General features: G+C 60.9%; 21 protein-coding genes. 10 read left to right on the forward strand and 11 right to left on the reverse strand.

Going from position 1 to position 22,869, the window contains the following annotated elements; translation table 11 throughout:
- The first annotated feature begins 1 nt into the window (after position 1).
- Positions 2 to 1,717: a choline dehydrogenase gene (gene betA, locus FAZ30_RS01960; RefSeq protein WP_124642428.1), complete on the forward strand. Its 1,716-nt coding sequence runs from the start codon at positions 2 to 4 to the stop codon at positions 1,715 to 1,717.
- A gap of 139 nt (positions 1,718 to 1,856) precedes the next feature.
- The gene (locus tag FAZ30_RS01965) at positions 1,857 to 2,126 is read left to right on the forward strand and encodes a hypothetical protein (RefSeq protein WP_124642426.1); all 270 of its coding nucleotides are present in this window, start codon (positions 1,857 to 1,859) and stop codon (positions 2,124 to 2,126) included.
- On the opposite strand, the gene FAZ30_RS01970 is transcribed toward FAZ30_RS01965, so the two are convergent.
- Positions 2,127 to 4,085, reverse strand: a complete 1,959-nt coding sequence (locus FAZ30_RS01970; RefSeq protein WP_124642423.1) for a methyl-accepting chemotaxis protein — start codon at positions 4,083 to 4,085, stop codon at positions 2,127 to 2,129.
- Between the two features lie 533 nt (positions 4,086 to 4,618).
- Here FAZ30_RS01970 and hmpA point away from each other — a divergent pair.
- Together hmpA and FAZ30_RS01980 are read left to right on the forward strand one after the other, a co-directional pair.
- Positions 4,619 to 5,842 carry an NO-inducible flavohemoprotein gene (hmpA, locus tag FAZ30_RS01975; RefSeq protein ID WP_137008549.1) on the forward strand — a complete coding sequence of 408 codons (1,224 nt, stop codon included), beginning with the start codon at positions 4,619 to 4,621 and terminating at the stop codon, positions 5,840 to 5,842.
- An 89-nt stretch (positions 5,843 to 5,931) separates the two neighbouring features.
- A complete protein-coding gene (locus FAZ30_RS01980) occupies positions 5,932 to 6,402 on the forward strand; it encodes an RrF2 family transcriptional regulator (RefSeq protein WP_137008551.1) in 471 nt (156 codons plus the stop codon).
- A gap of 121 nt (positions 6,403 to 6,523) precedes the next feature.
- Here the strand turns inward: FAZ30_RS01980 and hemN are convergent, their stop codons facing one another.
- Complete coding sequence (gene hemN / locus FAZ30_RS01985; protein ID WP_137008553.1) at positions 6,524 to 7,930, reverse strand: oxygen-independent coproporphyrinogen III oxidase; 1,407 nt, start codon at positions 7,928 to 7,930, stop codon at positions 6,524 to 6,526.
- Positions 7,931 to 8,042: 112 nt separating this feature from the next.
- On the opposite strand from hemN, the gene fnr reads away from it, so the two are divergent.
- Positions 8,043 to 8,789: a fumarate/nitrate reduction transcriptional regulator Fnr gene (gene fnr, locus FAZ30_RS01990; protein WP_059285224.1), complete on the forward strand. Its 747-nt coding sequence runs from the start codon at positions 8,043 to 8,045 to the stop codon at positions 8,787 to 8,789.
- A gap of 133 nt (positions 8,790 to 8,922) precedes the next feature.
- Here the strand turns inward: fnr and FAZ30_RS01995 are convergent, their stop codons facing one another.
- Genes FAZ30_RS01995 through FAZ30_RS02005 form a run of 3 tightly spaced genes read right to left on the reverse strand, consistent with a single transcriptional unit; the run spans position 8,923 to position 11,055 of the window.
- The gene (locus FAZ30_RS01995; RefSeq protein ID WP_124642415.1) at positions 8,923 to 9,381 is read right to left on the reverse strand and encodes a flavodoxin family protein; all 459 of its coding nucleotides are present in this window, start codon (positions 9,379 to 9,381) and stop codon (positions 8,923 to 8,925) included.
- Positions 9,378 to 10,313: a DUF1853 family protein gene (locus tag FAZ30_RS02000; RefSeq protein ID WP_124642413.1), complete on the reverse strand. Its 936-nt coding sequence runs from the start codon at positions 10,311 to 10,313 to the stop codon at positions 9,378 to 9,380. The genes FAZ30_RS01995 and FAZ30_RS02000 overlap by 4 nt, the downstream gene beginning before the upstream one ends.
- Positions 10,291 to 11,055 (reverse strand): RNA methyltransferase, encoded by a 765-nt coding sequence (locus FAZ30_RS02005; RefSeq protein WP_124642411.1) that lies wholly within the window; start codon positions 11,053 to 11,055, stop codon positions 10,291 to 10,293. The genes FAZ30_RS02000 and FAZ30_RS02005 overlap by 23 nt, the downstream gene beginning before the upstream one ends.
- Positions 11,056 to 11,196: 141 nt before the next feature.
- Here FAZ30_RS02005 and FAZ30_RS02010 point away from each other — a divergent pair, with 141 nt between their 5' ends.
- On the forward strand, positions 11,197 to 11,988 hold the full coding sequence (locus tag FAZ30_RS02010; protein WP_124642410.1) for an inositol monophosphatase family protein: 792 nt from the start codon (positions 11,197 to 11,199) through the stop codon (positions 11,986 to 11,988).
- Between the two features lie 69 nt (positions 11,989 to 12,057).
- On the opposite strand, the gene FAZ30_RS02015 is transcribed toward FAZ30_RS02010, so the two are convergent.
- Both FAZ30_RS02015 and FAZ30_RS02020 read right to left on the reverse strand, forming a co-directional pair.
- A complete protein-coding gene (locus FAZ30_RS02015; protein WP_199730969.1) occupies positions 12,058 to 13,572 on the reverse strand; it encodes a DHA2 family efflux MFS transporter permease subunit in 1,515 nt (504 codons plus the stop codon).
- A complete protein-coding gene (locus FAZ30_RS02020) occupies positions 13,569 to 14,015 on the reverse strand; it encodes a MarR family winged helix-turn-helix transcriptional regulator (RefSeq protein ID WP_124642408.1) in 447 nt (148 codons plus the stop codon). Before FAZ30_RS02020 ends, FAZ30_RS02015 begins: the two co-directional genes overlap by 4 nt.
- Positions 14,016 to 14,189: 174 nt before the next feature.
- Between FAZ30_RS02020 and FAZ30_RS02025 the strand changes: the two genes are divergently transcribed.
- Positions 14,190 to 14,975 carry a substrate-binding periplasmic protein gene (locus FAZ30_RS02025; RefSeq protein ID WP_199730968.1) on the forward strand — a complete coding sequence of 262 codons (786 nt, stop codon included), beginning with the start codon at positions 14,190 to 14,192 and terminating at the stop codon, positions 14,973 to 14,975.
- A 14-nt stretch (positions 14,976 to 14,989) separates the two neighbouring features.
- Here FAZ30_RS02025 and ugpQ read toward each other — a convergent pair whose 3' ends face one another.
- The 4 genes from ugpQ to FAZ30_RS02045 all read right to left on the reverse strand — a co-directional run bounded on the left by ugpQ (position 14,990) and on the right by FAZ30_RS02045 (position 18,895).
- The gene (gene ugpQ / locus FAZ30_RS02030; protein ID WP_199730967.1) at positions 14,990 to 15,745 is read right to left on the reverse strand and encodes a glycerophosphodiester phosphodiesterase; all 756 of its coding nucleotides are present in this window, start codon (positions 15,743 to 15,745) and stop codon (positions 14,990 to 14,992) included.
- A gap of 233 nt (positions 15,746 to 15,978) precedes the next feature.
- Positions 15,979 to 16,989 carry a cytochrome d ubiquinol oxidase subunit II gene (locus tag FAZ30_RS02035; protein WP_124642406.1) on the reverse strand — a complete coding sequence of 337 codons (1,011 nt, stop codon included), beginning with the start codon at positions 16,987 to 16,989 and terminating at the stop codon, positions 15,979 to 15,981.
- Positions 16,986 to 18,326: a cytochrome ubiquinol oxidase subunit I gene (locus FAZ30_RS02040; protein WP_124642404.1), complete on the reverse strand. Its 1,341-nt coding sequence runs from the start codon at positions 18,324 to 18,326 to the stop codon at positions 16,986 to 16,988. Before FAZ30_RS02040 ends, FAZ30_RS02035 begins: the two co-directional genes overlap by 4 nt.
- Positions 18,327 to 18,328: 2 nt before the next feature.
- A complete protein-coding gene (locus tag FAZ30_RS02045) occupies positions 18,329 to 18,895 on the reverse strand; it encodes a GbsR/MarR family transcriptional regulator (protein WP_124642402.1) in 567 nt (188 codons plus the stop codon).
- A gap of 265 nt (positions 18,896 to 19,160) precedes the next feature.
- Between FAZ30_RS02045 and mutS the strand changes: the two genes are divergently transcribed.
- The 3 genes from mutS (at position 19,161) to FAZ30_RS02060 (ending at position 22,828) form a co-directional block, all read left to right on the forward strand.
- A complete protein-coding gene (mutS, locus tag FAZ30_RS02050; protein ID WP_233578354.1) occupies positions 19,161 to 21,710 on the forward strand; it encodes a DNA mismatch repair protein MutS in 2,550 nt (849 codons plus the stop codon).
- A gap of 68 nt (positions 21,711 to 21,778) precedes the next feature.
- Positions 21,779 to 22,216, forward strand: a complete 438-nt coding sequence (locus FAZ30_RS02055) for a hypothetical protein (protein WP_124642398.1) — start codon at positions 21,779 to 21,781, stop codon at positions 22,214 to 22,216.
- Between the two features lie 189 nt (positions 22,217 to 22,405).
- Positions 22,406 to 22,828, forward strand: coding sequence for a hypothetical protein (locus FAZ30_RS02060; RefSeq protein ID WP_124642396.1), 423 nt, complete (start codon positions 22,406 to 22,408; stop codon positions 22,826 to 22,828).
- The last annotated feature ends 41 nt before the right edge of the window (positions 22,829 to 22,869 follow it).

Below are 22,869 nucleotides of genomic sequence, written 5' to 3' on the forward strand. Positions count from 1 at the left end.
CATGTCGCAACAGTTCGATTACATCATCGTCGGGGCCGGTTCTGCCGGTTGTGTGCTGGCTGCCCGCCTCACCGAAGATGCCGATGTCAGCGTGCTGCTGCTGGAAGCCGGCGGCCCGGACTGGCGGCTGGACTGGCGCACCCAGATGCCGGCGGCGCTGGCCTATCCGCTGCAGGGCACCACCTATAACTGGGCCTACACCACATTGCCGGAACCGCATATGGGCAATCGCATCATGACCCAGGGCCGGGGCATGGGGCTGGGCGGCTCGTCCTTGATCAACGGCATGGTGTACATCCGTGGCAATGCGCTGGACTTCGACGGCTGGGCGGAAAACAGCGGGCTGGAAAACTGGAGCTATCTGGACTGCCTGCCCTATTTTCGCAAGGCAGAAAGCTACGACAAGGGGGCGAACGATTTCCATGGTGATGACGGCCCGCTGCATGTCACCACCCCGCGCGCGGACAACAATCCGCTGTACCACGCCTTTATCGCGGCTGGCGAGCAGGCCGGCTACCCGCGCACCGATGACCTCAACGGCTACCGTCAGGAAGGTTTCGGGCCGATGGACCGTACCACCACCCCCTCCGGTCGCCGCTGCAGCACCTCGCTGGCCTATCTGGATCAGGCGCGCACGCGCGCCAATCTCACGGTGAAAACCCGTGCGCTGGCCGACCAGATCCAGTTTGCCGGCAACCGCGCGGTGGGCGTGAGTTATCTGCAGGGCGGCAGCCTGCAACAGGCCGAAGCACGGCGCGAAGTCATCGTCTGCAACGGCGCGATTGCCAGCCCGCAGCTGTTGCAGCGCTCCGGTGTGGGCCATGCCGATCAGCTCAAGCAGCACGGCATCAGCAGCGTGGTACACCTGCCCGGCGTGGGCGAAAACCTGCAAGACCATCTGGAAATGTATCTGCAATACCACTGCACCAAGCCGGTTTCCATTTACCCGGCGCTGCAGTGGTGGAACAAGCCGCCCATCGGCCTGGAGTGGTATCTGAACGGTACCGGCCTGGGCGCAACCAACCATTTCGAAGCCGGTGGCTTCATCCGCAGCAGTACCGAGTTTGCCTGGCCCAACCTGCAATACCATTTCATTCCGCTGGCGATGAATTACGACGGCAGCAATCCGGTGAAGGCACACGGCTTCCAGTGCCATGTCGGCTCCATGCGCTCGCCCAGCACCGGTTTCGTGCGGCTGGCCAGCCGCGACCCGCGCGTCAAACCGCTGCTGCAGTTCAACTACATGGCGCATGCGGTGGACTGGCAGGAATTCCGCGCCGGTGTGCGGCTGACACGCGAGATCATCGCCCAGCAGGCCTTTGATGAATTCCGTGGCGAAGAAATCAAACCCGGCATGAAGATACAAAGCGATGCCGAAATCGACGCCTTCATCCGTGAACATGCCGAAACCGCACTGCACCCCTCCTGCACCTGCAAGATGGGCTATGACGACATGGCAGTGGTGGACCGGGACGGGCTGGTGCACGGCGTGGACGGCTTGCGCGTGGTGGATGCCTCCATCATGCCGCGTGTCACCACCGGCAATCTCAATGCACCGGTGATCATGATGGCGGAAAAGCTGGCCGATGCCATTCGTGGCCGCAGGCCTTTGCTGCGCTCGCAAGCCGCCTATTTCACTGCGGGCAAACAGCCGGTGCGGCTGATGGGGACGGCGGATTTCCCCTGGCCCAGCACAGCCGCCACACCGGCGCACTGAGCCAGGGTCGCAGGCAGGGCAAGCGCGTGGTTTGCCCAGACCATCCCACACGCCACAGTCGCTGCAGCTTGACTGTGGCGCTGCGCTTTCTACAATGCCTTGCAGCAGCTGCGCCGCAGCCGCATGCATGGAGAAGAAAATGCACACCGTGAAGCCGCGTAATCCCTACGCCTGCTCACCCTTGCTGAAAAAGGGGGGAGCCCACCGCAACAGCCGTTCCGGCCTGCGCCAGAACGCCCGTCAGGCCATGCTGGCCGAACTGGATGAGCTGGACTGGACCAAACAACACACCGCCCTGCAAACGGCAGAATCCCGCCGGGAAGACGATGAACCCGGCAGTTTTTCTTGCCACCTCCCCATGAAAAAGGCCGCTTTCCAGCGGCCTTTGCCTTGTTGCACTGCCGCCTGATTACACGGTAAAGCGTCCCGCCAGCGCACTAAGCTGTTCCGACAAACTTTGCAACTGCCCCACCGTCTCAGCCGTCCCCTTCATCGCCCGGCTGTTTTCTTCCGACATCTGCGCCACCTGCTCCACATTTTTTGCCAGCACCTGACTGGTATTGCTCTGTTCGCTCAAGGCCATCTGGATATCGGCCACCACCAGTTGCACCTGGTCGACCTGCTGCTGGATGGTGATGATGGCCGAGCCGGCATCGCTGGCATGTTGCTGGCCGCTTTGCACGGTTTGCATGCCGGCATGCATGCTGCCGGCGGCATGCCGTGCCGTACCCTGAATCTGCTGCACGATGCCGGCAATTTCCCTGGTGGACTGCGCGGTACGCTCGGCCAGCTTGCGCACTTCATCAGCCACCACGGCAAAGCCACGCCCTTGCTCACCGGCACGCGCCGCCTCGATGGCCGCATTGAGCGCCAGCAGATTGGTCTGATCGGCCACGTCGCGAATCACATCGACAATGCTGACAATGGACTCGGACTGCTTGCTCAGGCTCTGGATGGTGTCGGACACGGTGGAGATTTCGCGCACGATGCTATCCATGCTGCGCCCCGCGCCCTGGATCACCGAGGCACCGGAGCCAGACTCCTGCACCGCGCTACGCGACAGCTCATGCGCCTCAACCGAACGCTCGGCACTCACCGCCAGGCTGGTGCTCAACTCCTCCACTGCCGCGGCCATGCTGGAAGCCGCTTCGGACTGACGGTCGCTGCTATGGGCGACCTGACTGGCACCATCCGCCACGTGGCGAGCCGCGCCATCCAGTTGCAAGGAAGTCTGCACCAATTGCTGCACCGTCTCGCGCAGCTGGTTGCGCATTTGCCGGATGGCGGCCAGCAAGCTGGAATCGTCCTTGCCTTGCAGGTCGATACGCGTATCCAGCCGACCGGTGGCAATCTGCTCCACCACACTCTGCACATAAAACGGCTCGCCCCCCAGTTGGGCGGTAATTGACAGATACAGTGCGATAAACAGATAAGTAGACAGCAAGAAGGCAAAAGCGGCGCAAGCCAGATAAACATCGCGCTGCCATTGTATGCGCTGGATACGGGCGTCCAGCAGGCTGCCCAGTTGCTGCAAGGCGGCCTGCTGAAAGTGATTGGCGGCATCCAGCGAGGCCGCCTGCAAGGCAGTGCCGGCCTGGGCCTGGCCGGCAATCGCCTTGTCCAGTGCGGCGGCATTGAGGGCCGACTGGGCCGCCAGCTTCTCATCTGCACCGGCAAAGCCGGTTTTGACCCCGGCGTTATAGGCCACGGCCTTGGACAGGTCGTGTTGCAGGTTTTGCAGGCTGTCGCGAATCAGAGGTGACAGGCCGACCGCCTGATCCCGCGCAGTAGCCGTCAGCGGCTGCCCCCTGGCTGCCAGTAACAGGGCGTTAGCCTGGGTGCTGCGGTTCAGCCAGTTGGGCCATTGCACCGTTACCGCATCCATCAGATAAAAAGTATCGATATCCGGGTCCAGTGTCAGATTGGACTGATCGCTGGCCATGCTGATCAGCTCCAGCAAGCTGCCCGCTGCCGCCTGGTAATTGGCCAGTTCCGGCGCACCTTTCAGTTTTTGCCACGCGCCCTCCAGCGCAGCCCAGCTCTTATCCAGTCCCAGTTGGCCATTGAGCGCCTGATGCGTCTGCTGCAGCGTGCTCCATTGTGTCTCCAGTCCGGCAGAAAGCGCGGCCTTGTCGCCAGCAGCGGCCCGCTGTGCCTGTTCCTGCTGCAAAGCCAGCAGCAGGTTCATCGCCGGCTTCAGGTACTGCACGCCGATCACTTCCTTGCTGGAGAAATCGACATTGTCCTGATTGCTGCGGTACAGGCCATAGGTGAGATAAACCAGTGCGATGGCAAAGACAGCCCCGATCACGGCAAAGCGCGTGGGGTAACTCAAACGCTGCATCCAGCGCGCGACAAGACGGAACATGGACAACTCCTCTGGAATATTGGCCTTGCCCTGTGTCTTTTATCTGCTGGGCAAGCCCTTCATTTATAGGCAGAAAATTTCTGTCCCACCCTGTCTAGGGCCTGTTAACACGATGTTTTCTGCGGCGCAGGCCCTGAAAGCTTGTCAATGCAAGGCGGAGGATGCAGCGCTTGGTGGCCCCAAGCGCAAATCCGACAACGCAGCAGTGGCAAGCTGGTCGGGCCTGCCCTGCGGGGCGGATGTTGAGCGGCGCACTGCCTTGTCAAACCGCGCTGGCAGGGAATGCCCTGCGGCGCGCAGTTTTTCGCGCATTGCATCCCCTCAACATCCGCCGCCGTGAAAAAAATAGCGTTAACAGGCCCTAGCCCATGGTTTCGCCGAGCTTCTTCACAGAGTGATGCTCTTGATGTCGATGATGACAATCCTTGATTAAAGATGTATTATTTTTACATCTTTAATGAGTTGCAATATTTGCCCGGCAAATCACTGCGCGCCAATAAAGATGTATTTTAAAAACATCATAAGGAACTGCCATGCTCGACGCATCCACCCGCCAGCAAGTCAAAGCCACTGCCCCCATCCTGAAACAACACGGCGTGCTGCTGACCAGCCACTTTTACCAACGCATGTTTCAGCACAACCCGGAACTGAAAAACATCTTCAACCAGGGCCATCAACATGCTGGCCAGCAGCAACAGGCCCTCGCCATGGCCGTGGCGGCCTATGCCGAGCACATCGATGCCCCCGAGGTACTACTGCCGGTACTGGAGCGCGTGGCACACAAGCACACCAGCCTGGGGATACGCGCCGAGCACTACCCGATTGTCGGCAAGCACCTGCTGGCGTCCATCCGCGAGGTACTGGGCGAGGAAGCCGCCCCGGACAGCCTGCTGGACGCCTGGGGAGCGGCCTACCAGCAACTGGCCGAGCTATTGATCAATCTGGAAAACAGCCTGTACCAGCGTGCAGCTACCCAGGCCGGTGGCTGGAGCGGCTGGCGGCCATTCCGGGTGGTGAACAAACAGGTGGAAAGTGCGGAAATCACCTCTTTCTATCTGCAGCCAGCCGATGGCGGTGCCTTGCCGGACTTCCAGCCCGGTCAGTATGTATCGGTCCAGCGCTATATCCCGGAATGGGGGCTGTGCCAGCCACGCCAGTACAGCCTGTCCGATGCCCCGGGCAAAGGCTGGCTGCGCATTTCGGTCAAGCGTGAAGAAGCACAGGGTGATGCACCTGCAGGCAAGGTGTCCGGCCAGTTGCATGCAGCGCTGGCGGAAGGAGACATCCTGCAGGTTTCACCGCCGTTCGGTGACTTCGTGCTGCATCAGGATCGCGCGACCCCGGTGGTGCTGATCAGTGCCGGTGTCGGCCAGACCCCGCTGCTGTCCATGCTCAGGCATCTGCTGGAAAGCGGCAGCCAGCGCCCCATTCGCTACCTGCACGCCGCCCGTCACGGCCAGGTCCATGCCATGAAACAGGAAGTGGGCCAACTGGCGGCCCAGCATCCGGTACTGGCCAGCACGGTGTTTTATGAATGCCCGCAAGACACCGACCAGTTGGGCCAGGACTACCAGCGCGCCGGCCGCATCGATGCCGAGGCCATCCGTGAGCATGCCCTGCTGGCGGATGCCGACTACTACCTGTGCGGCCCGCAGGCCTTCATGCAACAGCAGCGCTCACAGCTGCGCGCCAGCGGTGTGGCAGCAACCCGCATCCACATGGAGGTATTCGGCTCCAACGCCATGGCCAGCGACTGATTGCCTGCTGCACGTGGTTTGCCGCAGCGCATTGTGAGGGTGGGCCGTGCGGAGTATCCTGCGCGGCACCGCCTTTACCCTTCTAGCCCATGCAACTGAACCGTTTTACCGATCTGGCATTGCGCGTGTTGATGTACCTGACACATCGCGATCGCGAACAGGCCGTTACCATCAGCGAAATCGCCGAGCGCTTTGCAATATCGCGCAACCATCTGGTCAAGGTGGTGCATTTCATGGGACAGCAAGGCTGGCTGCTGACCAGTCGTGGCAAGGGCGGAGGCCTGGCACTGGCCCAGCCACCGGAGCATTACCAGCTGGGTGGCATCATCCGCATTCTGGAGGGCAATACCGCCCTGATCGACTGTGCCACGCCCCCTTGCGCATTGCGCCAGGATTGCCGTCTCAAGTCGGCGCTGGATGTCGGCCTACAAGCCTTTTTCACCGTGCTGGATGGTTATACCCTGCGCGATATCGTCGCCAGCCCCACCGGCGAGGCGATTATCCGGCTGCATCGGCAGCAAAAACCCTTCCCCTTGCCGGACAACGCCACGGAAGGTTGATCCAAGCACGGCAAACTGTTGTAAAAAACCATCACTTTTCAAACAAAAAGCCCGCAGCAAGCGGGCTTTTTTTCGCGGTTTTTTTCAGGGTTTTCCCTTGGAAAAAACAGCACTGCGGGTGTCAAATCGTCTTGGAATAACGCGCCTTGGTTTCACGCTCGCGCAAGTGGCGGTCGAACAGCATGGCGATATTGCGGATCAGGAAGCGGCCTTTCGGCTCCACCATCAGGAAATCACCGTCAAAAGTCAGCAAGCCCAGCTTGTGATATTCGCGGATGGCCGGCAGTTCCTCAGCAAAATATTCAGCGAAATTGATGCCATGCACCTGCTCGATGGCCTCCACCGACAGCGAGAAGCGGCACATCAGCGCCTGGATGATGCCACGGCGCAGGATGTCGTCCTGATCCAGCACCATGCCGCGCATCACCGGCAAACGGCCCTCATCCAGCGCGGCGTAATAGCTGTCCAGGTCCTTCTCATTCTGGCTGTAACAGGGGCCGACCTTGCCGATGGACGAGACACCAAGACCGATCATGTCGCAGTCGGCATGGGTGGAATAGCCCTGGAAATTGCGCTGCAGGCGGGCCTGGCGCAAGGCGATGGCCAGGTCGTCTTCCGGCTTGGCAAAGTGGTCCATACCGATAAATACATAGCCGGCATCCGCCAGGCTTTTTACCGCATCCTGCAGGATATCCAGCTTGGTGCTGGCCGTCGGCAGATCCGCTTCGTTGATGCGCCGCTGCGGCATGAACACCGTGGGCAAATGAGCATAGTTGTACAGCGCCAGCCGGTCCGGACTGATGGCAATCACCTTGTCCAGCGTGGCTTTCAGCGATGCGCGCGTCTGCAGCGGCAGGCCGTAGATCAGGTCGACACTGACCGACTTGAAACCCGCTTCGCGGGCGGCATCGATCACTTCCAGCGTCTCGGCTTCGCTCTGCACGCGATTAACCGCCTGCTGCACCTGCGGGTCGAAATCCTGGATGCCCACGCTCATGCGGTTAAAGCCCAGACCTGCCAGATGGTGCACGGTCTCGCGACCCACCTTGCGCGGATCGATCTCGATGGAATATTCTCCCTCCGGCAAAAATTCGAAGTGAGTGCGCAGCATGCCCATCAGCCGGTCCAGCTGTTCATCGGACAGGAAGGTGGGCGTACCACCACCAAAATGCAGCTGGATCAGCTTTTCGCGACAGCCCAGTGAGGCGGCCACCAGCTTGATCTCTTTTTCCAGATAGTCGAGGTAGCGATCAGCGCGGCTTTTGTCTTTGGTGATGATCTTGTTGCAGCCGCAGTAGTAACATACCGTGTTGCAGAACGGTATATGAACGTACAATGATATTGCGTTCTGATGCATGCCAAGGTGGCGTTGCTTCAGCCAGTGTTTATAGTCCTTCTCGCCAAACGCCGGCGTAAAGCGGTCGGCCGTCGGGTAAGAAGTGTATCTTGGGCCAGAGCCATCAAGACGTTCGATCAACGCTCGGTCGAACTCACAGTGGGTGGGCGAAAACGGATGGGTGGTGTGCATGTCGTCGGGTATTGATAGTCAAACGTCAGGTGGACTGGTAAATTTGCGGAAAACGTGTGAATTCCGCTTTGACAAGGGTCAAGCTTCTTTACAGGGTTGTACAAAACACTCGATGTCTGACCAAAACCAACACACTATTCACGCACTGAAGGTGTCCTGCTCCAACTGCAGCCTGCGCGAACTCTGCCTGCCCATCGGGTTGAACCGCGACGAAATGACGCAGCTGGACGCCGTGATCCGTCAGAGCCGCCGCCTCAAGCGCGGCGAGTACCTGTTCCGCAGCGGCGAGGGCTTCAAGTCCCTGTTCGCAGTGCGTACTGGTTTCTTCAAAACCAGCGTCGCCAGCCAGGACGGTCGCGAACAGGTCACCGGCTTTTTGATGTCCGGCGAACTGATGGGCCTCGATGGCATTTCTTCCAATGTGCATGGCTGCGACGCCATCGCCCTGGAAGACAGCGAAGTCTGCGAGCTGCCCTTCAATCGCATGGAAAGCCTGGGGCGCGATATTCCCAGCCTGCAGCACCACTTTTTCCGGCTGATGAGCCGCGAAATCGTGCGCGATCAGAACGTCATGCTGCTCCTGGGCAATATGAAAGCGGAAGAACGCCTGGCGGCCTTCCTGCTCAACCTGTCGCAGCGTCTGTCCACACGCGGCTTTGCTGCCAATGACTTCATCCTACGCATGAGCCGTGAGGAAATCGGCAGCTTCCTCGGCCTGAAACTGGAAACGGTCAGCCGTACGCTGTCCAAGTTCCAGCAGCAGGGCTGGCTGAGTGTCGATCACAAGCACATCCAGCTGATCAAGGCCGACGCACTGAAAGACCTGATTGCCGGCTGCACCCACGCCAACGGCGTCTGAAGCAGCAGCCAACCAGAAACACCGCAGCCCTGCTTGCCGGCAGCCTGCGGTGTTTTTGCATCTTGCGCATTACTGGCACGGCCGACCATTCGTCTGAAGACCTAGTCCGGTCGGCTAAGCCGCCCGCCCTGCCCTACCAGCGCCCCACCAGCATGCCTGCGGCCAGCATCTCGCCCCGCTCCATGGCCTGCTCCCGATGCTGCGGCAATATCTCGCCCTGCGCCAGCAAGGGCGGCAAGACTTCCTTCCAGCCATAACCGCAGGCAATGCGGCGCATGGCCTGGATCGCTCCCAGACCATCCGTACCTGCCGACACCAGCATCAGATAGGGCAGACCCTCGGTCTTCCCCTGTGCCGGGTAATAGGTGCGATCAAAAAAATCCTTCACTTTACCCGCCATATAGCCAAAGTTCTCCGGCGTTGCCAGCACGATGGCATCAGCAGCCAGCAAATCATCCAGTCCTGCCTCCGCGGCTGGCAGGCGGCTGATGTGGAGTTCTGCGCACAGCGGCAACAGCGGCTGACAGAAGGCATCGATCAATTGCAAGGTGTGGCCAGTCTGGCTGGCGTAGATAATCAACAACCGTTTCATGGAGCGGGCCTGCCATCAATAGTGGCCAGCAAGGCCTGTAATCGGTCCTGCTGCGGCCAGCCCGGCGGCACCACAAAGCCGCGAGCCACTTCCTCCCAGTAACCATCCCCCACCGGCAGCAATTCGGCCACCAGCTGTGGTACCGCCGCCTGCAACAGCTCTTGGCGCAGGCTATCCTGCTCACGCACCATGCCCTGCTCTACCCGCGCCGGGGCCAGCCAGCCCAGCCGCGATAGCCATATCCAGCGCCCTCCGCTGGAAAAGCTTGGCCAGGGCTGCTGCAAAGGACTGATCCAGCCTTGCAGTTGCTCCGGCGCCAATGGCGCAGCCGGGACAGCTGGCGTACCGGCATAGAAGAACCAGCCGGCCAGCCGCGCGGCACTGGCACAGCCGGCAAAACCGGGCGGCAAGACACGGGCCGCCGCAGGATGACGGGCCAGTTGCAGTTGTTCCTGTAATTTGGCGGCCTTGAGCGGCCAGGCGTCGCGCAGGCTGGGACCGACCAGAGTGTCCGCGCCATGTCCCAGCTGCAGATAGAATTTGCTGGCGGTTTCCACGTGCAGTGGCACACCATCCAGCCGGATCAGGAAATCGAATTCGCCGATGGTGCGGCCACCGGCCTCACGCACCGGCACATTGGCCGCCACCAGTTCGATATGCGGAGCCAGCTGGAACCAGAAAGCCAGCAGGCGTTCGGCATAGTGGCCAAGCCGCTGGCAAGGCTGTTGCGCCAGCCAGTGTGAGAGCGGTGCCGGATTTTCCTCCAGCTCCGCCAGCAAGGCATGGCCCTGTGGGCCCAGCAACTGCGCGGGCGACAGATTGCGGCCACTATCCCAGGGCGCAGGAGAGGTCAGCAGAAAAGCCAGATCACGCAGCGCCGGCTGCGTGTAAGGGAGATGAAAGCCGCGCTCAGGCCTCGCCGTCGTGCTCATGGCCATCTGCCACGCGCTGGATCTGTTTCATCAGGCCACGCAGGATATCGACCTCGTCACGCAACATGCCGGAGCGATTGAATAGCGCACGCATGCGGCGCATCAGGCGTTCGCTGTTGCGGCGACGGTAATAGCCGATGGCACCCATGGTCTGGTCCAGATGCTGGCAGAAGCCTTCCACCTCGCCGAGGCTGGCGGTTTCGCTCTCCGGCCGCAGGTACTCCACATCGACCTCGGTATGGCTGAACAGCTCGTAGGTCATCACCTGCACTGCCATCGCCAGATTGAGCGAGAAGTAATCCGGATTACCCGGAATGGTCACCAGGCGGTTGCACTGTTCAACTTCCTCGATAGACAGACCGAAGGTTTCATTACCGAACACCAGCGCCACCTGTTCGCCGTCACGCGCCCGTGCCACCAGCTCCGGCGTGGTTTCACGCGGGGTGGACAGCGGGGTGGTCAGCTCGCGGCGGCGGCTGGTCAGTGCACAGGCCACGGTGACATCGCTCAGGGCCTCGGCCAGGCTGGACACCACGGTTGCACTCTCCAGCACATCCACCGCACCGGAAGCCAGGGCATTGGCTTCATCACTGGGAAACACCTTGGGCTCCACCAGATACAGCCGGGTCAGGCCCATGGTTTTCATGGCCCGGGCAGCCGAGCCGATATTGCCCGGATGGTTGGGCCGGGCCAACACCACACGAATGTTTTTCAGAAAATCAGGTACTTGGGGTTTATTCATCAGCGGTTTCACATTAAAATAGCGGGCATATCAAAAAGCCCGCGCACTCGCGTCGGCTTTTTTTGTTCCTTAACCCAGATTGTTACCGTCAGATGTCGAGCCGTGTTGGCTGACATCTGCTATCCGTTCTAGAGGCCGTCAATGCATCCGATGCTCAATATCGCGGTTAAAGCCGCTCGCCGTGCTGGCAGTGTTGTCCAGCGCGCGTCGCTTAACCTCGATACCATTCGCGTAGAAAAGAAAAAGCACAATGACTTTGTGACCGATGTGGACCGCGCTGCCGAGCAGGCCATCGTCGACATGATTCTTGAGGCGTACCCCAAGCACGCCATTCTAGCAGAAGAGTCCGGCGCGAAAGGCGTGGGCTCCTCCGAATTCGAGTGGATCATCGACCCCATCGACGGCACCACCAACTTCCTGCACGGCCATCAGCAATACGCCATTTCCATCGCCCTGGCACACAAGGGTCAGATACAGCAGGCCGTGGTGTACGACCCCAGCCGTAACGACCTGTTCACCGCCAGCCGTGGCGTGGGTGCCTTCCTGAATGACCGCCGTATCCGTGTGTCCAAGCGCTTCATGATGAATGAATGCGTGATCGCCACCGGCTTCCCGGTTTCCGACCAAAGCTATATCGACCAGTACCTGGGCATGCTCAAGGATGTGCTGGGCAAGACTGCCGGCGTCCGTCGCGAAGGCGCAGCCTCGCTCGACCTGTGTAATGTAGCCTGCGGCCGTGTTGATGGTTTCTGGGAACTGAACCTGAAGCCGTGGGACATCGCTGCCGGCAGCCTGATCGTGCAAGAGGCAGGTGGCATTGTGACCGACCTGACCGGCGAACAGGAATGGCTGGAATCCGGCGACATCGTGGCCGCCAACCCCAAGGTGCTGGCCCAGTTGCTGGCCACCATTGCGCCGCACCTGAACAAGTAATCAGGCAGTTGCACAGCATGACAACGGCAGCCCGCGGGCTGCCGTTTTTTATTGTCCGCTCGCCGGTCGCTATTCGTGCATCACCACCTCGACGGCTGGAGCAGCGGCAGCAGCCTGGCGCGGCTTGAGCAGCAGCAACAAGGGCAGCATGGCCAGAAAGCTGTAAGTAATCAGCCAGTACACATCGACAATCGACACCATCAGCGCCTGACGCTGCAACTCGGCCGCCAACTGCACGGCGGCAGTGCTGTCCAAGCTGGTTTTGCCCATGCGCGCCAGATAGTCGCTCAGCCACGGGTTATACAGATTGAACTGCCCCACCATGGCATTCCAGGCCGACTGCTCACCGCGCGAATAGGCCGTGCTGACAATGGCAATGCCCACCGAGGAACCCATGGTGCGCAACAGGCTGAACAGCCCCGCAGCCTCGGCCGACAAGCGTGCCGGCAAGGTGGACATGGCCATGGCCGATAGCGGCACATAGATCATGCCCAGGCCAAAGCCTTGCAGCAGCACCGGCCAGGCAAACCAGAATGGGCTGGTATCCAGATTGTAGTGAGTACAGACCCAGGTGCCGCAGGCACCGATCAGCAAACCGCTGCCAATCAGATAGCGTGAATCCACCCTGCCGATCAGCCGGCCCACGATCATCATGCTGACCAGACTGGCGATGCCGCGCGGCGCCATGATCAGGCCGGTATCCATGGTGGGATAGTGAAACAGCCCTTCCAGCATGATGGGCTGGATCACCATGGCCCCGTACATGGACAGGCCCAGCGCGGCGATGACGATGCTGGCCGCGACAAAGTTGCGGTCCTTGAACATGTGCAGGTCGAATAGCGGGTGCGCCTCGCTGGACAGCCCACGCCAGATGAAGCCCACCGCGCCCACTATCGCCAGCAAGGCTGCGGTGACAATACCGCCACTGGAGAACCAGTCATCGCCGTTACCCCGGTCCAGCACATACTGGATGCCGCCAATGGCCAGCGAAATCATCATCAGGCCCAGCCAGTCTATGCCACGCTCACGCCGTGGCGTATCCGGCACCTGCCGCGCCAGCAACAAGGACAGCAGCCCCACCGGCAGATTGATGAAGAAGGTCCAGCGCCAGTCGAACATATCGGTCAGCCAGCCGCCCAGCGTTGGCCCGGCAATCGGCCCCACCATCACCCCCATACCCCAGATCGCCATGGCCTTGCCGCGCTGTTCGCGCGGGTAATTGTCTACCATGATCGCTTGCGACAAGGGCACCAGTGCTGCACCAAACACCCCTTGCAGCAGGCGAAAGGCCACCAGTTGCCCCAGGTTCAGCGCCACGCCACACAGCATGGAGGCCAGCACAAAACCGCTGATCGACAATAGCAAATAGCGCCGCCGGCCCAGCCGGTCGGTCAGAAAGCCGGTAAGCGGCATGCAGATGGCGGAAGCCACCAGATAGCTGGTCAGCACCCAGCTGATCTGGTCCGATGTCGCCCCCAGCTCGCCCTGCATCTGCGGCAGGGCGACGTTGACGATGGTGGTATCCAGCACCTGCATCACCGTGGCGGCCATCACCGCCACCGTCACCAAGAGCCGCTTGCTCACGCAGCCGTTTCCTGTGCCTGTTCGGCAGCATGGCGGATTTGTGCCAGCACCTTGATGCAGGTTTGCAATTCCTGCGGGTCCAGCCCATCCAGCAATTCGGCCTTGAGCGCATCAGCCACCTGCAGCAGCTCACCGGACAGCTGCTGCGCCTTGGGCGTCAGGCAAATCCGCTTGGCGCGACGGTCCTGCTCATCCTGCTGGCGGACAATCCAGCCATCGGCCTGCAACACGTCAAGCAATCGCACCAGCGAGGCCGGTTCGATGCCAACACGGGCCGCCAGCTCGTTCTGCAGCAAGGGCTCGCCCGCCCGCCCCAGCTTGAGCAGTACCTGCCAGGTGGCCTGGGAAAAACCATAAGGCCGCAGCCGCTGGTCCAGCAGCGCCCGCCAGGCCTTGGGTACCGCACCCAGCAACTCGGCCACTTCCTGATGCGACTGACTCATGCTCTGCTCCATCAAATAATTAGTCAGCTAATTATATTGACGCAAATAATAAGCAGCAATCGACTTTCCCAGGCCAACCCGCAGGCGGACAAAGCGGCATGCGGCCTTGGCAAGATGACAGGCATCATTGTCCATCTGCTATCCTGACAGTTGAATCAGCTCGCGGAGCCCTGCATGTCCTCTCATTTCCTGCGCATGGCCCTTGGCCTCCTGCTCTGCCTGCCGCCACTGGTGCAGGCCGCAGGCCCGGATTGCAGCCGCAGTTACACCCTGGCACTGCACGAGCACGGCTTGCTGTATAACGCCAGCAGCCGCAGCGGCATCGACAAGGACGTGGCCGACGAACTGATACGCCGCAGCGGCTGCCACGTGGAGATCAGCCTGCTGCCACGCTCACGCATCTGGAAACTGCTGGAAACCGGCAACCTGGACTTCAGCCTGTCCGGCATCACCAACGATGAACGAGAAAAGTTTGCAGCTTTTGCCTGGTATTTCGCCGACAAATACAGCCTGATCGTGCGCAAGGATGCCGCCGTGCAGAATCTGGCCGATTTTCAAACCCGCAACGACCTCAAACTGGGGGGGATTCTCAGCTTTCGCTACAGTGACACCATCAACCAGCTGGTAGACTCGCTCGATCATGAGGGGCGGCTGATCGGCAGCTACGACTACGATGCCCTGTACCAGAACCTGCGGCAGGGACGCACGCAGGCCATCATCATCGAGCCGTTTGATTATTCTGATCTGGACAAATACCAGGTGAGCAAGCTGGTGCGCATCATGGAAACCAACGACCAGCCCACCCCGCACGGGCTGATCATGTCGCGCAAGACCATTTCGCCGGAACAACAGGAACGCTGGCGCGAAATCATCAACAGCATGCGCCGCGATGGCAGCATGCTGAAGATATTCCGCAAGTATTTCAGCCGCGACGAAGCGCAGCAGATGATGAATTTCTGATCAGCCAGCGGGCTTCACTTGGTGGCCGCCAGCAGGTCCAGCCGGTCGGTACAGACGCTGTCCACGCCCCAGGCCATGATTTCACGCGCACGGGCCACCTCGTTCACCGTGTAGCACAGCAACTGGTAACCGGCAGCCTTGATGGCGATGGCCTGCTCCCGTGTCAGGGTGCTGTGATCGCAATGCAGGGCGATGCAGTCCATCTCCTGCAACATGGCCTGCCAGTTGGCCGGCACCTCCTCCACCAGCCAGGCGCGTGGCAGAGCCGGTACCGCATGCTGCGCAGCGCGCAAGGCATCAGCGCTGAACGATGACAATAGCGGCGGCACCGCTGCACCAGCCCACAAGCGTGCGGCCTCCTGCGCAACCAGCCGGCCGGTTTCTTCCTCGCGCCCGGGGCAGGGTTTGATTTCCACGTTCAGCAACATGCCCTGCGCCTGACAATACGCTGCCACATTGGCGAACGTGGGCAGTGCCTCTCCGGCAAAAGCCGCACCTTTCCATGCACCGGCATCAAGCTGCGCCAGGCTGGCCATGTCCAGCTCGGCAGCCAGGCCATGACCATTGCTGGTGCGGTCGACCGTATCGTCATGCAACAGGAAGCAGACATTGTCCGCCGACAGCTTCACATCGCATTCGGCAGCACGGTAGCCATAGGCAATGCCAGCACGAAAACCGGCCAGGGTATTTTCCGGGGCCATGGCCCCACCTCCCCGGTGTGCCACCACGGCAGGATAAGGCCAGGGGCTTGGCAGCTGCAGCTGGGACATCGATTCTCTCCATCAAGACGCTTGTAATAGTTGGACAGGCAGCGTTGGCCCGCGCCGATATGGCCTGACATAAACACGGCAGGCAGCAGATCACACCACCGCAGCATGCGCCATCTTGCATTAAAGCGGCAAAAAGCGCGCATTATCCGTCGCCGATGTGACGCATGCATGACAAAATCCGACCTGCACGGCAAGTCGGGTCTTAACACATGAGTCGGTGCCCATACAGGCGCTTACTGGTAGCTCAGGCTATCAGCCTTGCCCCAGAACACCCGGTAGGCAAAGGCGGTATAAGCGATGATGCAAGGCAGCACCAGCAAGGCACCCCACAGGATGATCCACAAGGCCTCCGGATCGCTGGCGGCCTGCCAGATATCCATGCGCCCGATCACCACCTGCGGAAACACACTATAGGCCAGCCCCCAGAACGCCAGCAGCACAATGCCCACCGTGGCCGCAAAGGGCAGCCAGCAGTAGCGATCATTGCCAACAGCCTGGCGGCGCGCCAGCCGTGGCAGGATGATCAGCTGCAGGGCAAACAAGGCGACGGTTCCCAGCGGCAAGGGCAGCAGCAGGAATAACTGCGGCAGGGCAAACCATTTGGCGGCAATCGCCGGATTCACCAGCGGCGTCACCCCCGACACCAGCAACACCGCCAGGGCAGCGCCCGCCACACTATGGCGCGCCCAGCCTATGGCCTGAGCCTGCAAGCGGCCATCGGTTTTCATGATCAGCCAGCATGCCCCCAGCAAGGCGTAGGCCGCGGTCAGCCCGGCACCCACCAGCAAGGCAAACAGCCAGGGCAGCACGCCCTCGGCAAAACCGGTCAGGTAACGCCCCAGCATTACCCCCTGCGCCAGCGCCGCCAGCAGCGAGCCCAAGGCAAAGATGGCATTCCACCATGGGCGGTGCGGGTCACGCGCCTTGACGCGAAAGTCGAAAGCCACCCCACGCAGGATCAAGCCCACCAGCATCAGCAGTACCGGCACATACAGCGCACCAAACACCACGCCATGCGCCATGGGGAAGGCCACCAGCAACAGGCCCGCTCCCAGCACCAGCCAGGTTTCGTTGGCATCCCAGAACGGTCCGATGCTAGCCACCATACGGTCCTTGCCGGCATCGTCCGCCAGCGGCAGCAGCAGCCCCACGCCCAGGTCAAAGCCATCCAGCACCACATAAACCAGCATGGCCAAGCCCATCAGTCCGGCGAAGATCACCGGCAGCCAGTACGCAGCGTTCATGCCTGCACCTCCTTCAGCGTCACCGCCACATGGCCGGCCGCTTTCTTTGCCAGATGGAACAGCACCGAGACATAAGCCAGCAGCAGGCCGGCATACAGTGCGAGATAAGTCAGCAGCGAGCCGGCCACCATGCCGGTAGTGGCCTGCCCCGCCGCCTGCGCCGTGGTCAGCACACCGGTCACCAACCAGGGCTGGCGGCCAATCTCGGTGACATACCAGCCTGCCAGCGTGGCCACCCAGCCGGCAAAGGTCATGCCCACCAGCCAGCATAGCAGGCGCCGGTCCAGCTGCGCCGTGGCCTTGTTCCGCCGCAGCTGCCAGGCGCTAAACCAGGCAGTCAGCAGCATCAGCCCACCCACGCCCACCATCACGCGAAAACTCCAGAACACCTTGGCCACCGGCGGGTGCTGGGCAAATTCGTTCAGCCCGCGGATTTCGCCGTCCGGATCATGCTTGATGATCAGGCTGGCCAAACGCGGAATACCCAGCGCGTAGTCATTGCTCTGCGTTGCGGCATTGGGCAGGGCAAACAGCAGCAAGGGCGCGCCGCGCTCGGTATGCCACACCCCTTCGATGGCAGCCAGCTTGGCCGGCTGGTGCTCCATGGTATTCAGGCCGTGCGCGTCCCCCGCCAGGATTTGCAGCGGAATCAATAGCGCCGCCAGCCAGACACCGGTCTTCAGTGCCACAGCATTACCCGCGCTGCGGTCGGCCTTCAGTTGGCGATACGCCGACAGCCCGGCCACCAGAAAGGCCACGGTCAGGCCGGAGGCCAGCAGCATGTGGCTCAGCCGGTAAGGCATGGACGGATTGAAGATCACCTGCAGCCAGTCGGTCACATGAGCGCGGCCATCCTTCATCACGAAACCGGCCGGGGTTTGCATCCAGGAATTGAGCGCGATGATCCAGAAGGCCGACAGGCTGTTACCAAACGCCACCAGCAGCGTGGCAAAGGTATGCACCCGTTCCGACACCCGTGGCCGGCCAAACAGCATGATGCCGAGAAAGCCCGCCTCCAGGAAAAACGCGGTCAGGATTTCATAAGCCAGCAGCGGGCCGGCGATATTGCCCACCGTCTGCATATAGCCCGGCCAGTTGGTGCCGAACTGAAAGCTCATGGTGACGCCGCTGACCACGCCCAGCGCGAAGGACAGCGCGAAGATCTTCACCCAGAAGCCGTAGGCATCCATCCACGCCTGACGCCCCGTGCGCAGATAGCGCAGCTTGAAGAACAACAACACCCAGGCCAGCGCGATATTGATGCTGGGAAACAGAATGTGAAAGCTGATATTGGCGGCAAACTGGCTACGCGCCAGCGCCAGGGCATCCAGTTCCATGATTACTCCCGCTCCGTGTCGCGGCTGGTCAGCTTGCTCAGCGACTGGGTAAACTGCAGCACTTTCTGTACCTGCGAGCCCAGTTTCATCAGCCGCTGCAGGGTTTCCACATCCATGTGCTGGATGTCGGAAAACCAGGTGGTGACCAGCTCGATCAACTGGTACATCTCGCCCATGCGCGCCTGGGCATGGCGGTCGGCCTCGCTGCCGGCAGTCTCCATCATTGCCCCGCGCAACATGGTGAGGGTGGGTTCCACTTCGCGCTTCTTGCGCTCCTCGGCCAGGGTTTTGAAGATGGCCCACACATCATCCGGCGTGGAGAAGTATTCGCGCCGGTCACCCGGATAGTGCTGCAGCTTCACCAGCCGCCACGACTCCAACTCTTTCAGACCCATGCTGACATTGGAACGGGAAAAACTCAGGCGCTCGGCGATCTCGTCGGCATTGAGCGGCTTTTCGGAAACAAACAACAGGGCATAAATCTGACCGACGGTGCGATTGATGCCCCAGCGGCTGCCCATCTCGCCGAAATGCGAGACAAAGGACTGGACTAAAGGGGTGGCATTCATGGCTTCCTTAATTTTCAGTAATTTCTGAAACTTTGATAAAGATCATACTTTCGCCACTTGATACGCGTCAATGCACAGTTTGCTTGATTAAAAGACTTGCCAATCAGCACAGACCAAAGCAGCAACAGCACACTACCAGCACCACTGCCGACGACTGCCGCCTGACACCCGGCCCCTGCTACGGTAAAATCGCCCTTTCATGTCAGCGCCCCGCCATCGCGGGGCGTTGTCATCTGCACCCGATACCGACAAGAGCACCACGCCCATGAGCACGCCCCAGCACACTCCGATGATGGTCCAGTATTTTTCCCTGAAAAGTCAGCATGCCGACAAGCTGCTGTTCTACCGCATGGGCGATTTTTACGAGCTGTTCTACGAGGATGCAGAAAAGGCGGCGCGCCTGCTGGACATCACGCTGACCACACGCGGGGCCAGCGGCGGCAACCCGATCAAGATGGCCGGAGTGCCTTACCATGCGGCCGAAGGCTACCTGGCGCGGCTGGTGAAAATGGGCGAGTCGGTAGCCATTGCCGAGCAGATCGGCGACCCGGCGCTGGCCAAGGGTCCGGTGGAACGCAAGGTGGTACGCATCGTCACCCCCGGCACCCTCACCGACGCTGCCCTGCTGGACGACAAGCGCGACAATCTGGTGCTGGCGGTAAACATGTACAAGGGCACGCTGGGCCTGGCCTGGCTGTCGATGGCCAGTGGTGAATTCAAGATCATGCAAACCAGCGTGGAAGAATTCGCCAGCGAACTGGAACGGTTGAAACCAGCCGAGCTGGTGCTGCCGGACGACAGCGGCCTCAATATCTTCGAGCAGGTCAATTGCCCACGCAAAAAGCTGCCGCCCTGGCAGTTCGACACCGAATCCGCCCAACTGGCGCTGACCCGCCACTTTGGCACGCACGATCTGGCCGGTTTCGGCGCGGACACCCTGCCAGTGGCGGTGGGTGCAGCCGGTGCGCTGCTGGAATACGTCAAATCCACCCAGAGCGTGAATCCGGCACATATTTCCCAGTTGGCGGTGGAAGATGCCGGCGAGCTGATCCGCATGGATGCCGCCACCCGCCGCAATCTGGAACTCACCGAAACCATACGCGGCGAACCCTCGCCCACGCTGGCCTCCTTGCTCGACACCTGCGCCACCAGCATGGGTAGCCGTCTGCTGCGTCACTGGCTGCACCACCCCATCCGCCAGCATGCCAAGCTGCAACGGCGGTTGGAATCGGTGCGCGCCCTGCTGCCGCTGCATCAGGATGTGCACGGCCAGCTGCGCGAAGTAGCCGACATCGAACGCATCACCGCCCGCATCGCCCTGCGCAGCGCCCGCCCGCGCGATCTGGCGGCGCTGCGCGATTCGCTCAAGGCCCTGGTGGGTGCCAAGCAGCTGGCTAGCAGCCTGGATGCCCCGCTACTGGGCGAACTGGCGCGGCTGCTGCCGGATAATTCGCCGGTGGAAAGCCTGCTGGCAACCAGCATCCTGCCAGAACCGGCCACCTTTCTGCGCGATGGCGGGGTCATCAATCATGGCCTGAATGCGGATCTGGACGAACTGCGTGCCATCCAGACCGACTGCGGCGATTTCCTGCTGGCACTGGAAGCCCGCGAAAAGGAACGCACCGGCATCACCACCCTCAAGGTGGAATTCAACCGCGTGCACGGCTTCTATATCGAAGTCTCGCGAGCACAAGGCGACAAGGTGCCGGACGACTACCGCCGCCGCCAGACCCTGAAAAATGCCGAACGCTACATCACGCCGGAACTGAAAGAATTCGAAGACAAGGCCCTGTCGGCACAGGACCGCTCGCTGGCACTGGAAAAACAGCTGTACGAACAATTGCTGGACCAGCTGGCACCGCATATTCCCGACCTCAAGCTGATCGCCCAGGCCGTTGCCGGGCTGGACGTGCTGGCCGCCTTTGCCGAGCGCGCCAGCAGCAATAACTATGTCGAGCCGCAATTTGTCAGCGACACCCGACTGGAAATCATCGCGGGACGTCACCCTGTGGTGGAAGCCGAAGTGGAACGCTTCATCGCCAACGACACCCGCCTCAGCGACGAGCGCAAGCTGTTGCTGATCACCGGCCCGAACATGGGTGGTAAATCCACCTATATGCGCCAGAACGCGCTGATCACCCTGCTGGCCCACATCGGCAGCTTCGTGCCGGCAGAGCGCGCCATCATCGGCCAGATCGACCGCATCTTCACCCGCATCGGCGCCTCGGATGACCTGGCTGGCGGCCGCTCCACCTTCATGGTGGAGATGACCGAAACGGCGAATATCTTAAACAATGCCAGCGCGCAGTCGCTGGTGCTGATGGATGAAGTCGGCCGGGGTACTTCCACCTTCGACGGCCTGGCCCTGGCCTGGGCCATCGCCAAGGCACTGATCGAGAAAAGCCGCGCCTACACCCTGTTCGCCACCCACTATTTCGAGCTCACCACCCTGGCTGATCAATACCCGGCCGTCGCCAATGTGCACCTGTCTGCCGTCGAGCACAAAGACCGCATCGTCTTCATGCATCATGTGGACGAAGGCCCGGCCAGCCAGAGTTACGGCCTGGCGGTGGCCCAGTTGGCCGGGGTGCCGCCCAAGGTCATCCGCGAGGCCAGACGCTATCTGGTCGAGCTGGAAAACCAGTCGGCAGCCCGGGTCCAGCCCGACCTGTTCAGCGCACCACCGGCCCTGGCAGACACCGTGGAAAGCGAGCCGAATCCGGCGCTGGACATGCTGCAAGACATCAACCCGGACGAGCTGACCCCGCGCCAGGCACTCGACTTTCTCTATCAAGTGAAAAAAGTGCTGAATTGATACAGCAAAATGACAAGCATCATCTATGATGAAAAAATCATGACACGCAGAGAACAGGAGTAAGCACTATGTCGTCGCAGAGCACTGCCAGCAACCCGGGGTTTGTTCGCCTGTTTGGACACACTGGAGATGATGGCAGCATCACCCTTCAAGCCATCCGCGAGCGCGCCAGCAAGCAACTGGCCAGATTTGCCAGCCTGGCGGAAGAACAACTGGTGGAACGTCAGATCAGCATGCCACCAGCCATCAGTCTGGTAAGTTGCCCGGCGTGCAGCCTTACCCTGGAAAACAACCATCCCCAATCCGATGAAATCCTTAGCTGGCTGACTGACAACGCCAAGCTGTCCAGTCAGTTCAAAGAAGTAGAAGTGCTGTTCGAACTTGTACGTGCCGCTGAAGCCGCAGGTGAAATCTTCCCCGAGACATCCTGCTTTCATATTGGCCTGACCAGTGCCGGTCCCATTGCGTACTTCGAGGACCATTCGTGCAGTCCTTACCAGCAATAGTTTTGGCTTTCCGCCTTAGCCGTTCAGGGGAGACATCCGTCTCCCCTGGCTGCTTTTCAGCTCCACACCGGCCCTAGCCGGCCACAGAATTTACAGCGCATCAAAGAGAAAATTCGCTAGTAATCATCAGACTCTCCATCCGGCCTGCCCTTCTACCATCAAGGTATCTCACACCTTTGGAGCAAGAACATGCCGCTGACCGAATCCCCCCTCCAGCCTGCACAGGCCCTGCCGGCCCCCACCCTGAGCGACAATTTGCGCCTGCAAGCCAAAACCCTGCTGGGCAGCCTGGGACGGCAAGCCCGCCTCGAACTACTCACCCGCGGCATACACATCCCGCCCGCCATCTGCCTGGGCAGTGACTCGCACGGACAAGTGCAGCTACTCAGCCCACATCCGCAGGCTCGACAAATTCGCCTGTGGCTGAAAAACAGCCATTACCTGGGCGAACTGTTCCTGGAGCTAAGCAGCCTGTTCGAACTGTTGCAGGCCTGTAGCACAGAGCGTCCCGCCGCCGCACAGCGCCGCTTCTGCCTCGGTCTGACTTCGGCCGGCCCGCTGGCCTACTTCGAGGACTACCCTCAGCCGGCCACCGCCTCACACCCTCATTGAGCCCGGCCACACACATGAGAAAGGGAAGCATCGGCTTCCCT

Source organism: Aquitalea aquatilis, from assembly GCF_005155025.1.
In the GTDB taxonomy this organism is placed as follows: domain Bacteria; phylum Pseudomonadota; class Gammaproteobacteria; order Burkholderiales; family Chromobacteriaceae; genus Aquitalea; species Aquitalea aquatilis.

Excerpts from the sequence above, each read along its gene's own strand:
- FAZ30_RS02060 (WP_124642396.1), top strand. The coding sequence starts at position 22,406 with ATGCCGCTGACCGAATCCCCCCTCCAGCCTGCACAGGCCCTGCCGGCC.
- FAZ30_RS02055 (WP_124642398.1), top strand. The coding sequence starts at position 21,779 with ATGTCGTCGCAGAGCACTGCCAGCAACCCGGGGTTTGTTCGCCTGTTT.
- FAZ30_RS02000 (WP_124642413.1), bottom strand. The coding sequence starts at position 10,313 with ATGAGCACGACGGCGAGGCCTGAGCGCGGCTTTCATCTCCCTTACACG.
- FAZ30_RS02005 (WP_124642411.1), bottom strand. The coding sequence starts at position 11,055 with ATGAATAAACCCCAAGTACCTGATTTTCTGAAAAACATTCGTGTGGTG.
- FAZ30_RS01965 (WP_124642426.1), top strand. The coding sequence starts at position 1,857 with ATGCACACCGTGAAGCCGCGTAATCCCTACGCCTGCTCACCCTTGCTG.
- hmpA (WP_137008549.1), top strand. The coding sequence starts at position 4,619 with ATGCTCGACGCATCCACCCGCCAGCAAGTCAAAGCCACTGCCCCCATC.
- hemN (WP_137008553.1), bottom strand. The coding sequence starts at position 7,930 with ATGCACACCACCCATCCGTTTTCGCCCACCCACTGTGAGTTCGACCGA.
- mutS (WP_233578354.1), top strand. The coding sequence starts at position 19,161 with ATGAGCACGCCCCAGCACACTCCGATGATGGTCCAGTATTTTTCCCTG.
- FAZ30_RS02035 (WP_124642406.1), bottom strand. The coding sequence starts at position 16,989 with ATGAACGCTGCGTACTGGCTGCCGGTGATCTTCGCCGGACTGATGGGC.
- FAZ30_RS02025 (WP_199730968.1), top strand. The coding sequence starts at position 14,190 with ATGTCCTCTCATTTCCTGCGCATGGCCCTTGGCCTCCTGCTCTGCCTG.
- FAZ30_RS02040 (WP_124642404.1), bottom strand. The coding sequence starts at position 18,326 with ATGGAACTGGATGCCCTGGCGCTGGCGCGTAGCCAGTTTGCCGCCAAT.
- FAZ30_RS02045 (WP_124642402.1), bottom strand. The coding sequence starts at position 18,895 with ATGAATGCCACCCCTTTAGTCCAGTCCTTTGTCTCGCATTTCGGCGAG.
- FAZ30_RS02020 (WP_124642408.1), bottom strand. The coding sequence starts at position 14,015 with ATGAGTCAGTCGCATCAGGAAGTGGCCGAGTTGCTGGGTGCGGTACCC.
- fnr (WP_059285224.1), top strand. The coding sequence starts at position 8,043 with ATGTCTGACCAAAACCAACACACTATTCACGCACTGAAGGTGTCCTGC.
- ugpQ (WP_199730967.1), bottom strand. The coding sequence starts at position 15,745 with ATGTCCCAGCTGCAGCTGCCAAGCCCCTGGCCTTATCCTGCCGTGGTG.
- FAZ30_RS02010 (WP_124642410.1), top strand. The coding sequence starts at position 11,197 with ATGCATCCGATGCTCAATATCGCGGTTAAAGCCGCTCGCCGTGCTGGC.
- FAZ30_RS01980 (WP_137008551.1), top strand. The coding sequence starts at position 5,932 with ATGCAACTGAACCGTTTTACCGATCTGGCATTGCGCGTGTTGATGTAC.
- betA (WP_124642428.1), top strand. The coding sequence starts at position 2 with ATGTCGCAACAGTTCGATTACATCATCGTCGGGGCCGGTTCTGCCGGT.
- FAZ30_RS01995 (WP_124642415.1), bottom strand. The coding sequence starts at position 9,381 with ATGAAACGGTTGTTGATTATCTACGCCAGCCAGACTGGCCACACCTTG.
- FAZ30_RS01970 (WP_124642423.1), bottom strand. The coding sequence starts at position 4,085 with ATGTTCCGTCTTGTCGCGCGCTGGATGCAGCGTTTGAGTTACCCCACG.